This window comes from Nocardia harenae NBRC 108248 (genome assembly GCF_001612885.1).
In the GTDB taxonomy this organism is placed as follows: Bacteria; Actinomycetota; Actinomycetes; order Mycobacteriales; family Mycobacteriaceae; genus Nocardia; species Nocardia harenae.
Genome location: NZ_BDBH01000006.1, coordinates 191,631 through 203,995 on the forward strand (window position 1 = coordinate 191,631; position 12,365 = coordinate 203,995).

Annotated in this window: 10 protein-coding genes and 1 pseudogene; 5 read left to right on the forward strand and 6 right to left on the reverse strand. The window is 71.5% G+C overall.

Annotation, left to right across the window (positions count from 1 at the left end; translation table 11 throughout):
- Nucleotide 1: 1 nt before the first annotated feature.
- The 3 genes from NH2_RS15245 to NH2_RS15255 are packed head-to-tail and all read right to left on the reverse strand — an operon-like array spanning nt 2 to nt 4,457.
- Nucleotides 2-1,600 carry an acyl-CoA carboxylase subunit beta gene (locus tag NH2_RS15245; protein WP_067653988.1) on the reverse strand — a complete coding sequence of 533 codons (1,599 nt, stop codon included), beginning with the start codon at nt 1,598-1,600 and terminating at the stop codon, nt 2-4.
- Nucleotides 1,597-2,748: an acyl-CoA dehydrogenase family protein gene (locus NH2_RS15250; protein ID WP_245650586.1), complete on the reverse strand. Its 1,152-nt coding sequence runs from the start codon at nt 2,746-2,748 to the stop codon at nt 1,597-1,599. The genes NH2_RS15245 and NH2_RS15250 overlap by 4 nt, the downstream gene beginning before the upstream one ends.
- Nucleotides 2,745-4,457, reverse strand: a complete 1,713-nt coding sequence (locus NH2_RS15255; RefSeq protein WP_084505564.1) for an acyclic terpene utilization AtuA family protein — start codon at nt 4,455-4,457, stop codon at nt 2,745-2,747. Before NH2_RS15255 ends, NH2_RS15250 begins: the two co-directional genes overlap by 4 nt.
- A 103-nt stretch (nt 4,458-4,560) precedes the next feature.
- Between NH2_RS15255 and NH2_RS29240 the strand changes: the two genes are divergently transcribed.
- Nucleotides 4,561-4,713 (forward strand): CG2302 family histidine operon protein, encoded by a 153-nt coding sequence (locus NH2_RS29240; protein ID WP_169811493.1) that lies wholly within the window; start codon nt 4,561-4,563, stop codon nt 4,711-4,713.
- Here the strand turns inward: NH2_RS29240 and NH2_RS15260 are convergent.
- Nucleotides 4,710-5,195 carry an SRPBCC family protein gene (locus NH2_RS15260; protein ID WP_067653992.1) on the reverse strand — a complete coding sequence of 162 codons (486 nt, stop codon included), beginning with the start codon at nt 5,193-5,195 and terminating at the stop codon, nt 4,710-4,712. The two genes, NH2_RS29240 and NH2_RS15260, sit on opposite strands and share 4 nt — an antisense overlap.
- An 88-nt stretch (nt 5,196-5,283) precedes the next feature.
- Here NH2_RS15260 and NH2_RS15265 point away from each other — a divergent pair, with 88 nt between their 5' ends.
- On the forward strand, nt 5,284-6,369 hold the full coding sequence (locus NH2_RS15265; RefSeq protein ID WP_067653994.1) for a helix-turn-helix domain-containing protein: 1,086 nt from the start codon (nt 5,284-5,286) through the stop codon (nt 6,367-6,369).
- A gap of 26 nt (nt 6,370-6,395) precedes the next feature.
- The gene (locus NH2_RS15270) at nt 6,396-6,950 is read left to right on the forward strand and encodes a PIN domain-containing protein (RefSeq protein ID WP_501193508.1); all 555 of its coding nucleotides are present in this window, start codon (nt 6,396-6,398) and stop codon (nt 6,948-6,950) included.
- Nucleotides 6,951-6,996: 46 nt separating this feature from the next.
- On the opposite strand, the gene NH2_RS15275 is transcribed toward NH2_RS15270, so the two are convergent.
- Nucleotides 6,997-7,575, reverse strand: coding sequence for a hypothetical protein (locus NH2_RS15275; RefSeq protein ID WP_157103797.1), 579 nt, complete (start codon nt 7,573-7,575; stop codon nt 6,997-6,999).
- 443 nt (nt 7,576-8,018) lie between these two features.
- On the opposite strand from NH2_RS15275, the gene NH2_RS15280 reads away from it, so the two are divergent.
- Together NH2_RS15280 and NH2_RS15285 are read left to right on the forward strand one after the other, a co-directional pair.
- The gene (locus NH2_RS15280; RefSeq protein ID WP_084505565.1) at nt 8,019-9,335 is read left to right on the forward strand and encodes a lipase family protein; all 1,317 of its coding nucleotides are present in this window, start codon (nt 8,019-8,021) and stop codon (nt 9,333-9,335) included.
- 55 nt (nt 9,336-9,390) lie between these two features.
- Nucleotides 9,391-10,938 (forward strand): LVIVD repeat-containing protein, encoded by a 1,548-nt coding sequence (locus tag NH2_RS15285; RefSeq protein ID WP_067654001.1) that lies wholly within the window; start codon nt 9,391-9,393, stop codon nt 10,936-10,938.
- Nucleotides 10,939-11,228: 290 nt separating this feature from the next.
- Here the strand turns inward: NH2_RS15285 and NH2_RS15290 are convergent.
- Nucleotides 11,229-11,984: pseudogene (locus tag NH2_RS15290) on the reverse strand (adenylate/guanylate cyclase domain-containing protein); the annotation flags it as partial.
- Between the last annotated feature and the right edge of the window lie 381 nt (nt 11,985-12,365).

Here is a 12,365-nt window from a genome sequence, read left to right on the forward strand (position 1 = left end):
CCTACATCCGGAAGACGCCGAAGCCCGCGGCGCCCTCGATCGGTGCGGTGTGCACGGCGGAGAGCGCCATGCCGAGCACGGTGCGGGTATCGCGCGGGTCGATCACGCCGTCGTCGTAGAGCCGCCCCGACATGAACATGGCCAGCGACTCCGCCTCGATCTGCGCCTCGATCATGGCCCGCATCCCGGCGTCGGCCTCCTCGTCGAAGCCCTGCCCGCGCGCCTCGGCGGCGGCCCGGCCCACGATGGAGATCACCCCGGCCAGCTGCGCCCCGCCCATGACCGCGGATTTCGCGCTGGGCCAGGCGAAGACGAAGCGCGGGTCGTAGGCGCGCCCGCACATGCCGTAGTGCCCCGCGCCGTAGGAGGCGCCCATGAGCAGCGAGATGTGCGGCACCGTCGAGTTGGAGACGGCATTGATCATCATCGAGCCGTGCTTGATGATGCCCTTCTGCTCGTACTCCTTCCCGACCATGTAGCCGGTGGTGTTGTGCAGGAAGAGCAGCGGCGTATTGCTCCGGTTGGCCAGCTGGATGAACTGCGTGGCCTTCTGCGACTCCTCGGAGAAGAGCACGCCGCGGGCATTCGCCAGAATGCCGACCGGGTAGCCGTGCAGCTCGGCCCAGCCGGTGACCAGGCTCGACCCGTAGAGCGGCTTGAACTCGTCGAACTCCGAGCCGTCCACGACGCGGGCGATCACCTCGCGCGGGTCGAACGGGATCCTGAGGTCGGGCGGGACGATGCCGAGCAGCTCCTCGGCGTCGAAGAGCGGCTCGCGCACCGCGGCGCGCGGCGCCGGCCCCTGCTTGCGCCAGTTCAGCCGCCGGACGATGGAGCGCCCGATCCGGATGGCGTCCTGCTCGTCCACCGCGTAGTAGTCGGCCAGCCCGGAGACCCTGGCGTGCATATCGGCGCCGCCGAGCGATTCGTCGTCCGACTCCTCGCCGGTCGCCATCTTCACCAGCGGCGGCCCGCCGAGGAAGACCTTGGAGCGCTCCTTGATCATGACCACGTGGTCGGACATGCCGGGGATGTAGGCCCCGCCCGCCGTGGAGTTGCCGAAGACCAGCGCGATGGTGGGGATCCCGGCCGCCGAGGCGCGGGTGAGGTCGCGGAACATGCGCCCGCCCGGGACGAAGACCTCCTTCTGCGTCGGCAGGTCGGCGCCGCCGGACTCCACCAGTGAGATCACCGGCAGCCGGTTCTCCCGCACGATGTCGTTGACCCGCAGCGTCTTGCGCAGTGTCCACGGATTCGAGGTGCCGCCGCGCACGGTCGGGTCCGGCGCCACGATCATGCACTCGACGCCCTCGACCACCCCGATCCCGGCCACCGTGCTGCCCCCGACGTGAAACTCGCTGCCCCACCCCGCCAGCGCGCAGAGCTCCAGGAACGGCGAGTCCTCGTCGATGAGCAGCTCGATGCGCTCGCGCGCGGTGAGCTTGCCGCGCTTGCGGTGCCGAGCCAGCTTGTCCGGCCCGCCGCCCGCGACGGCCTTGGCGAACTCGGCGCCGACCTCGGCCAGCTTCTCGGTCATGGCGTCCGCGGCGGTGACGTACTCCGGCGCGGCGGTGTCGACGGTACTGCGCAGCACGGTCAAGACCGGTACCCCAATCGCTTCGCGGCCAGTGCGGTGAGGATCTCGGTGGTGCCACCGCCGATCCCGAGGATGCGCATGTCACGGTACTGCCGCTCGACCTCGGCCTCACGCATGTAGCCGAGCCCGCCGAAGAGCTGAACCGCCTGATCGGCAACCCACTCGCCGGCCTCGACGGCGGTGTTCTTGGCGAAGCAGACTTCCGCGATGAGGTCGGTCTCGCCCGCCGCGGCGCGCTCGACCACGTGCCGGGTGTACACCCGGGCGACATCGGTGCGGCGGGCCATCTCGGCGAGCGTGTTCTGCACCGCCTGCCTGCTGATCAGCGGCCGCCCGAAGGTCTCCCGGTCCCGGCACCACCGCACGGTGAGGTCAAGGCAGCGCTGCGCCTGGCTGTATGCCTGCGCCGCCAGCCCGGCGCGCTCGCTCACGAAGGCCTGCGCGATCTGGGCGAAGCCGCTGTTCTCCGGCCCGACCAGGTTGCCGACCGGCACCGGCACATCGACGTAGGAGAGCTCGGCGGTGTCCGAGGCGCGCCACCCCATCTTGTCCAGCTTGCGGCTCACCGTGAAGCCGGGTGTCCCCTTCTCCACCACCAGCAGCGAGACCCCGCCCGCGCCCGGCCCGCCGGTGCGCACCGCGGTGACCACGTAGTCGGCGCGGCAGCCGGAGGTGATGTAGGTCTTGGCGCCATTGACGATGTAGTGGTCGCCGTCCCGGACCGCGCTGGTGGTCAGGTGCCCGACGTCGGAGCCGCCGCCCGGCTCGGTAATGGCGAGCGAGCCGATGAGCTCACCGGCCAGCGTGGGCCGCACCCAGCGCTCGATCTGCTCCGGATCGCCCGCCGCGACCAGGTGCGGCACCGCGATGCCGCAGGTGAAGAGGGAGGCGAAGAGGCCACCGGAGGCGCCCGCGCAGTGCATCTCCTCGCAGACCAGCGCGGCATCGATGCCGTCGCCGCCCGCGCCGCCGACGGCCTCAGGGAACTGGATGCCGAGCAGCCCGAGCGCGCCCGCCTTCTTGTGCAGCTCGCGCGGGATCTCGCCGTCCCGCTCCCACGCGTCGAGGTAGGGGAGGACCTCGCGTTCGACGAAACCGCGGACGGTGCTGCGCAGTTCGCGCCGCTCCGCGGTGTTCCATGCAGTGTTCACAGCAGCTCCGTGGGAATCTCGACGTGCCGGGACCGCAGCCATTCGCCGAGTCCCTTCGCCTGGGGATCGAATCGGGCCTGGTAGGCGACGCCCTTGCCGAGCAGGCCGTGGACGACGAAGTTCAGCGCCCGCAGGTTGGGCAGGACGGTCCTGGTGACGGTCAGCTCCGCGGTCTCCGGGAGCAGGGTGCGCAGCGCGTCGACGGTGAGCGTGTGCGCCAGCCAGCGCCACTGCTCCTCGGTGCGCACCCAGACGCCGACATTGGCATTGCCGCCCTTGTCGCCGCTGCGCGCCAGCGCGATCGTGCCGAGCGGGCGGGTCTCGGTGTCGCTTGGTGTGAGCGGCTCCGGCAGCGCGGGGTCGGCGACCTCGAGCAGGTCGCGGGTGGCGGCGGGGGCGCCGATCCGCACGATCGCGCCGTCCGGCAGCACCGCGGTGTGCCTGACCGCCTCGGCGGGCACGTACCCCGGCGTGAAGACGCCGTAGGGCGCGCCGTTGCCGGGTGGGGAGGTGAGGGTGAAGCCGGGGTAGCTCGCCAGCGCCAGCTCCACCGCCACCGCGGAGAAGGCCCGCCCGACCTTGTTCGGGTCGGGATCGCGCACCACGCAGCGCAGCAGCGCGGAGGCGCGCTCCTCGGTGTCGGCGTCCGGGCGGTCGAGCCGGGCCAGCGACCACTCCAGCTCGGCCGGGCGGGTGGGCAGCCAGGACTCCAGCTGCCGCCGCGTGAGCTCGGCCTTGGCCTCGATATCGAGGCCGGTGAGGACGAAGGTCATCTCGTTGCGGAAGCCGCCGAGGGTGTTCAGCGAGACCTTGGTGGTTGGCGGCGGCGCCTCGCCGCGCACTTCGTCGATTCGCACCCGATCCGGGCCGTCCTGCGTGAGCCGGATGCTGTCCAGCCGGGTGGTGACGTCCGGCCCGGCGTAGCGCGCGCCCTGGATCTCGTACACGAGCTGCGCCGCGACGGTGTCGACGGTGACGGCGCCGCCGGTGCCCGCGTGCTTGGTGATCACGCTGCTCCCGTCCCGGCGCAGCTCCGCGATGGGGAAGCCGGGGCGGCCGAGGTCGGCGATCTCGGTGAAGAAGGCGAAGTTGCCCCCGGTCGCCTGGGTGCCGCACTCGATCACGTGCCCGGCCACCACCGCGCCCGCCAGCGCGTCGTAATCGTCGGCGGCCCAGCCGAAGTGCGCCGCCGCCGGGCCGGCGACCAGGGCGGCGTCGGTCACCCGACCGGTCACCACGATGTCGGCGCCCGCCTGCAGGCACTCCGCGATTCCCCAGGCGCCGAGGTAGGCATTGGCGGTGAGCGGGGCGCCGAGGCCGAGTTCGGCGGCGCGGTCGAGCAGGTCGTCGCCGGTGACGTAGGCGATCTTCGGCTGGAGGCCGAGTTTCGCCGCGACCACCCGCAATTTCTCCGCGAGCCCGGCCGGGTTCAGCCCGCCCGCGTTGGCCACCAGCTTCACCTTCCGGTCCATGGCGCGCCCAAGACAGTCCTCGACCTGGCGCAGGAAGGTCTTGGCGTAGCCGAGCTCGGGGTCCTTCATCCGGTCCCGGCCCAGGATGAGCATGGTGAGCTCGGCCAGGTAGTCGCCGGTGAGGACGTCGAGCCCGCCGCCGTCGAGCATCTCCCGCATGGCGACGGCGCGGTCACCGTAGAAACCGGAGCAGTTGCCGATCCGGAGCAGCTCCGGGTCGGCCGCGAGACTGGTCACGCGGGTGGCCTCCTGTGCGAGCGTGGTAGCGGTTCGAGGGTGACACCGGGGCTGTAAAAAAGCAAGCCCGCGCGCTTGTTAATGGGTTGGGTAGGCTGCGGGGGTGTCCTCGAACCTCACCGTGCTCCTGCTTCTCGCGCTGGCCGGGTTTCTGCTCGGCGGGGCGATCACCCTGTGGAAGACGCAGCGGTGGCCGGCTGTTTCGCTCGGCGTGTGCGCGGTGCTCGCTGGGGTCGGGGCATTCGTCTGGAGTTAGCCGTCGCGGATGTCGGCGCCCCGCTCGGCGAAGGCCTTGAAGTCCAGCATCTGCTGCCGCGACTGCTTGCGGAAGGAGCCAGGCATCAAGCGCCCGAGCAGTCGGACTATCCTGCTGTCGAACCGGTACTCGCTCTCACTCTCCCAGAGCGTCGTCTGCGGACCGGCCACGGTCAGCCGATCGCGCACCGCGCTCCACATACCCGGCCCGGCGATCTCGCGGTCGAAGTGCACGGTGACACCCTCCGGGATGTCCTCGAACCGCGCCGGCTCCCGGCGCGTGATCACCTCGACGCACTCCATCTCCCGCGACCCCTGCCGCATGACCACCCGCGACTCGGTGCCGAGCTGCCCGTGTTCACCGCGGATCGGCTCGTGCGACACCACCCCGCGCAGCCACTTGGGGATATTCGCCGGGTCGGCGAGCAGCTGGGCCACCCGTTGGCGCGGGAGGGCGATCTCGATCGAGGTGGTGTATCGCACGGTGCCGAAGTCTATCAGTCTTCACTTATATAGAAGGCCCGCGACCGCACTCTGGCACGCCAACGGCCTATGTGTGAAAATCCCACATATGGACGGTAAGGCCCTCGGAGCGCGGATCGCAGCCGCACGGACGAGCCTCGAACTGACGCAAGACAACCTCGCGAACCGCGCCGGCATCGAGCGAACCGCCCTTGTACGGATCGAGAAGGGTGAGCGGAAGGTGTCGGCGGTCGAACTCGTGTCCCTGGCCGCGGTCCTCGAAACTCCGTTGGCGTGGTTCGTGCGCGACCCATTGCCCACGGTGGTCAGCCGACGCTCCGAAGCGGTACCGACCCACGAGGTCACCGCCCGGCTCGATCGCGAACTCGAGTTGTTCGCCGGCGATGTCGCGACGCTGGTGAGCAGGAACGTGATCGAACCCGTCGCCGATCGCCCTACCTGGTCGACCCCGCGATCACACGCGGAGAGCGAGCGCCTCGCGGGCGAGGTGCGCAGGCACCTCTCAGCAGGGTCGGACCCGCTGCTCGATCTCGGCCGAGTTGCCGAGACCTTCGGCTTGTATTCGTGTTCGCTACCACTCGGCGCGGGTGGGGCAGATGGCGCACTCGTCGAGGTGGCGGAGGGGTGTGGCGCGGCGGTGATCGACGGCGATACCCGATCGGGACGCCGCCGCATGTCACTGGCGCACGAACTCGGGCACTGGCTGTTCGGAGACGTCTACGACGCGACAGCGGGCGACGCCGAACGGATGGTCAACTCTTTCGCCGCATACCTCCTGGCCCCGCGAGCGGGTGTGGCGAAGCTGCGGCAGGATCACCCGGGAGAATCGGCGCGCGACCGTGCGATCCGAGTCGCCGGCACATACCGAATGTCGTGGTCGGCGGTGATTCTGCACCTCCGGAATCTGAGTGAAATCACCGAAGACGACTATCGCAGCATGGAAGGGCGCGTACCGGTGCCCGGCGAGTTCGCGAAGCTGGCGATCGTCCTCGATACCGACGAACTTCGCCCGCCATCGGTGTCCCCGGGAATGGCCGCTGCGATAGTGGCCGCGTACGTCGACAGAAGGATGACTGCCGCTCGTGCCCTGGAACTGTTGCGGGGCAGCCTCGCCGACGAGGGCGAGCTACCCCCTCAGCGAGACGAAACCGCCACCGACTTCGCGAGCCTGTGACCGCGTCGACCGAGGGTCGCTGGGTGATGGACACCTCGACTTTCACGCACTTCTGCCGAGCCCGCCGTCAAGACATCCTGCAGCGCCTCGCTCCGCACGGCATCATCCTGCTTCCCGACACCGTCCTCACCGAAGTCGAGGCCGGGCGCGACCGTGGGTACGACATCCCGCCGATCGCGAGCTTTCCGTGGGTCGAACGGGGAATCCTGACGCTTGAAGAGGAGTACACCCAACTTCTCATCAAGGTCGACATGCCGTCCAAGAGGACGGATCCACCACGTAAGCATCTCGGTGAGTGCGCGGTTCTGGCATGCGCCAAGCATCGAACGATGGTGGCAGTGATCGATGACGGCGACGCCAGAACTCAAGCCAGGCAGCGCGAACTGCCGTACATCACAACGATGTGGATCATCGCCGAAGCGCACAAAACCCTCGCCGGCATCGACTGCGAGACCACCGAGCAGATCTACCAGGATCTTCTTGCCACGGACATGAAACTGCCTGCAGCCGGAACATTCCATGCGTGGGCGGCCAGGTTCGACATGCTGAACTGCCGGACACCGGTCATCGAGCAAAGCTGAGCTCCCCGGCGCAGCCCGCCGTTCGACGGGCCGCGCCGAGCGACGACTACCCCGCCGGAGCGAGCTCCAGCAACCGCCTGGCACCGCTGACCTCCGCACCGGCCCAGAACGTCTCCATACAATCACCCGCCACCCCGCGCAACCCCGATGCGGTCAGCGCACACGACTTGAACGCCCGCCCCGCGACACTCACCCGATGCCGCGCGGGCCGCATGCGCCGCCCGAGTTCGTCGGGCGGCAGCCCACCCCACAGCACCGTCTCGGAATGCCCGCCGCCGAGCGGTGGCACCAGGTCGGCGCGGTAGCTGTCGACGGCGATGGCGAGCACATCCGGCCGGATCTCCCTGACCGCGGCGGCGGGCCAGTGCTCCAGGTCGAGCGGGACGGCGCCGAGGATCTCCAGCGGGCGCACGGCGGCGGGGTCGGAGACCGGGACGATCACCTCCCACCCGGAGGCCCGCATGTCGAAGAGCCAGCCGCCGAGGTGCTGCACTACCTCGGCAACGGCGGGCGCGACGACCACCAATCGGTAGCGGAGGTCGCACCGGCGGGCGTGTGCCCGCCATTCGGTCGGTGAGTAGGTGCCGAAACCACGTTCGGGCAGGGCCGCGGATCGTACTGCCATGTTCCATCCGTTCTCGATGCCACACCGGCGGCAGCTCCGACCGATCCACGACCGCGCGGCACGAAGGCGCGCGCGATTCGCCTCGACGAGGAACGGGCGACGACGCACCGGGACTGGGGGGCTGGGCGTCGCGCTCGGGCGGAAGCGTGCCGCATCTACGGTAACGGGGTTACTGCGATCGGTTCGCGAAACGGCGGATTCCGACCGGTCCGCCCGGAGCCGGGACCGAGCGGCCACCCGGCTCACCGACATATTCCGCCATGAACTGCGGAAATCCCCCGCCGATGGCGGCGCAAGAGAATTGATACCGGCGGGACTCACTCCCCGGTAACCATGTTACTGTCCAGTCGGGACGCACCGTGACCCGCCGCACAGCGGCGGCCGCGAGGTGACCGAGGACATTCCGGCGAAGGGGCCGGGGTGGTGGCCAGGGAGAGTTCGGGATGGATCGACAGCAGCGGCGCTCGCGGTGGCGGGGCCGGATGACGGCGGCGGCGCTCGCGCTCGCCTGCGCCGCCGGGCTGACCGCCGTGGCGGCGCCCGCCACGGCCGAGCCGGTGCGCCCCTTCTACGTCCCGCCTGCGGCGATTCCGTCGGAGCCGGGGGCGATCATCAAGACCCAGCCGATGTCGCTCTTCGCCACCCTGCCGACCGAGCAGGGCTGGCCGGGCAAGGGCGAGCTGATCATGTACAGCACCACGCTGCAGGACGGCACCCCGGTCGCCGCCACCGGCACCTTCATCGCCGCCGCCGGGCCGTGGGCGGGCCCCGGCCCGCGGCCGACGGTGGTCATCGCGCCAGGCACCTCCGGCCAGGCCGATCGCTGCGCCATGTCGGTGGCCTTCTCCACCGGGCTCACCGCCTTCGCCGATCCGTCGCCGAGCATCTCGGCCAACCAGGAGCTGCCCTCGTCGGCGGCCTGGGCCGGGCTCGGCGCCAACGTGGTGATCCCGGATTACATCGGGCTCGGCACCCCGGGCATGCACACCTACGGCAACCGCTTCGAGCAGGGCCACGCGGTGCTCGACGCCGCGCGCGCCGCCAATACCCTCGCGGGCGTCGGCCCGGAGACCCCGCTGCTCTTCTGGGGCTACTCGCAGGGCGGCGGGGCCACCGCGGCCGCCGCCGAGTTGCTGCCGCAGTACGCGCCGGAGCTGAACCTCAAGGGCACCTGGGCGGGCGGCCCGACCGCCGACCTCTCGGCGATCCTCAACCAGATCGACGGCGCGCTGATCGGCGGTGCCATCGGCTACGCCATCAACGGCATGCTGGTGCGCTACCCGGACCTGCAGCGGGCACTGGACCGGGTGAGCAGCCAGGCAGGCCGGGACATGCTCGCCACGCTCGGCGAGACCTGCATCGGCGACCTGATCTTCAAGCACCCGTTCCTGCGCACCAACTCGCTCACCGTCGACGGCCGCTCGCTGAGCGAGCACCTGGCAGGCATCCCGGAGGCCGCGCCGGTGCTGGCCGAGCTGAAGGTGGGCCAGCTCAAGCCGCAGGCGCCGGTGCTGATCACCAGCGGCCGGAACGACGACACCGTGCCGTACGCCCAGGCCAAGCAGCTCGCGCAGGACTGGTGCGGCCGCGGCGGCACCGTCGAGTTCCGGACCAACGAGCTGCCGCCGATCCTCTCCGGGACGACCATCCCGAACCACTTCGGCCCCGAGCTCATCGACGGTTTCAGCCCGAACAGCGTGATCGCGTACCTGCTCGACCGGCTCGCGGACAAGCCGATCTCCGGCTGCTCCATCAACTGACCGGAAACATCGTTCTAGCATTCCGGGAACCTGAAACCCGGATCGAGGGTGCGTGATGGGGACAAGCCGGGTGCGCAGGGTCGCGGCGGTGGTGGCCGGGGCGGCGCTGCTGCCGGTCGGGGTGGTCGCGGCCGAGCCGCCGCCCGCCGGGATGCGGCACATCGCAACGGTGTCGGATACCGCGGCCGCGCCGGCGGAGTGCGGCCCCGGCTCGGCGCCGGAGACCGGGATGCAGGGCGAGGTGCCCGCCGCCGATCGGGCGAGCGGGCGCAGCGCCGCCGGGTACCGGTGCAATATCACCCGGATCGGCGGCTTCGACGGCCGCGGCGGCGGCATCGTCTCGGCCGCCTTCGAGCACTGCGTCTACGTCGGCAGCTTCTTCCCCGGCAGCCGCACCGGGCCCAGCCCCGGCGTGCAGGTGCTCGATGTCTCGGACCCGGCGAACCCGGTCCCCACCGCGAACCTGACCGAACCGGCCATGCTGGCAGGCACCTGGGAGTCGCTCAAGGTGCACGAGGAGCGCAGGCTCCTGGTCGGCGCGGGTGTCCCGCTGCTCACCGGGGCCGGGCTGCTCTCGGTCTACGACCTCTCCGACTGCGCGCACCCGCGGCTGCTCAACCCCGGGCCGGGCACCGCCGTCGAGCAGCCGCTGCCGATCATCGCGCACGAAGGCGGCTTCTCCCCCGACGGCCGCACCTACTGGTCCTCCGGCACCGCGCCGGGGCTGCTCAGCGCCGTCGACCTCACCGACCCGGCGCACCCGCGGGTGATCTGGCAGGGGTTGCCGGGGCTCTCGGTGCACGGCATCGGCTTCAGCCCGGACGGGGACCGGCTCTACCTCGCCAACAACTTCGGCGGGCTCACGGTGCTCGACACCTCCGCGGTGCAGCGCCGTGACCCGGACCCGAGGGTGCCGACGCTCTCGGCCACCAGCTGGACCGACGGCTTCGCCACCCAGCACGCCGTCCCGGTGAGCTACGGCGGGGTGCCGCACCTGTTCGTGGTGGACGAGGCAGGCTCCGGCGGGGTGAAGATCTTCGACGTCGCCGATCCCGCGCAGCCGCGGCCGGTGAACTCCATCAAGCTGGAGATCAACCTGCAGTCCAACCAGGACACCGCGCTCGCCTCCAGCTTCGGCGGCTCGCTCTTCTCCTACGACGCGCACTACTGCAGCGCCGACCGGCCGCGCGACCCCACCGCGCTGGCCTGCGGGTGGCTGGCCTCCGGGATCCGGGTCTTCGACGTGCGCGACCCGGGCGCGGTCCGGGAGATCGCCTACTACAACCCGCCCGCACGCACCGGGCAGCCCGCCGGGGCGAACTCGCCGCAGTCGCTGTTCTCCATCGCCGGGGTGCCGCTGCTGAACTCCGGCGCGCTGATCCAGGCGCTGTCCGCCGGGGCCTTCGACCCCGCGCAGGCGCTCGGCGGGCCGCGCGGCGACCAGGTGACCGGGGATCACTCCGCCGACCTGTGCTTCTCACCGCCCGCCTGGCGGGGGAACCAGCTCTGGGTGACCTGCTCGGACAACACCTTCCAGACGCTGGCGCTCGATCCCGCGGTGTACACGCCACCGGCGGATCAGCGGACGACGGCCGGGTCCTAGTCGGCGGAGTCCCGCTTGCGGCCGGACTTCGGCCGCCGCGCCGCTGCCTTCGCCGCGGCGGGGTCGCGGGGTGGTTCGGCCGGGGCCGCGCGCGCACCGGGCGCCGCACCGTTCGGGGCGCCATCGCTCGGCGCCGACCGGCCCGCACCGGACCGCACCGCGCCTCCGTTCCCACGCTCCTTCGCCGCCGCGCCCTTGCGCTCCTTCGGCGCGGCACCCTTGCGCTCCTTCGGCGCGGCACCCTTGCGCTCCTTCGGCGCGGCGGGCGCCCCCGCGCGCGGCTCGCCGACGCTCAGCACGAAGAGCCGCAGATCCTCCGGGACCCCGCTCAGCGGCGCCGCGAAGAGCCCGCGGCGGTACGGCTTGACGCTGCCACCGAGCAGCTCCAGCGTCTCCGGCCGCAGCGCGCGCAGGGTGGCCTCGGAGAGCATGGTGTTCCCGTTCCCGCCCGCCTCCATCACCCTGGCCGCGATGGTGACGTCGACACCGAGCCAGTCCCCGCCGATCTCCCGGGGCGAGCCGGTGTGCAGCCCCATCCGCATGCGCGGGCGGTAGTCGCCGAAAGCGACCGCGCCGAGCGCGCGCTTCATCGCGACGGCGGCGGCGAGCGCCTGGTCAGGGGAGTCGAAGACGGCCATCAGGCCGTCGCCCATCCGCTTCACCACCGACCCGCCGCGCTCGACCACCGGCGGCTCGATGGCCAGCGCCACCCGGCGCAGCAGCTCGAGCGTTGCCTCGTCACCGGCGGTGAGCGACCAGCGGGAGAAGGCGACCAGGTCGGTGAAGAGCACGGTGACCTCGGTGCTGCCCCGGCCGCGGCCGACCCGCTCCAGCATGGCCTGCCAGACCTGCAGCGCGCCGAATCCGACTTCGCGGGCCGCGCTCGGGGTGTCGCCGACCAGCCGGTCCGCGGCGCGGGCGACGGCGCGCGGCCCGCCGGGACCGGTGACCGAGAGCGGATCCCCGAACGCCGGGTCGCCGGGCAGCTGGTGCCTGGCCCGGCGCAGCGCGCCGATGATGTCCGGCCGCCGGTTCGCGGAGTGCATCAGCTCGGCCAGCCGTTCGCGCTGGAGCCGCGCGCGGCGGCCGAACGCGGAGGCGTCGGGCACCGCCTCCGGCTCCGGCTCGGGATCGGCACCGCCGGATGTCGGTCTCACGGTGCGAGGGTATCGCAGGGGGTGCCGGGAAAGCGGGGCCGAAGGTCACAGGTATCCGGGAAACGGCAGCGCAACGGCGGAAAAGGGCGATGGACGCACCGGGCCCGGTGTGGCTGGTGCCACACCGGGCCGGCGGCGACGACCGCCGGGCAGTGGCGGCCGATGCGGGGCCACGACCTCGGGTGAGGCCGGGGCCGCACCCGAGCGGCGAGGGACGTCGGCTCGGGTGGCTGTGCGGATCGCTCCCGATCGGGGAGTAACCGATTGTTC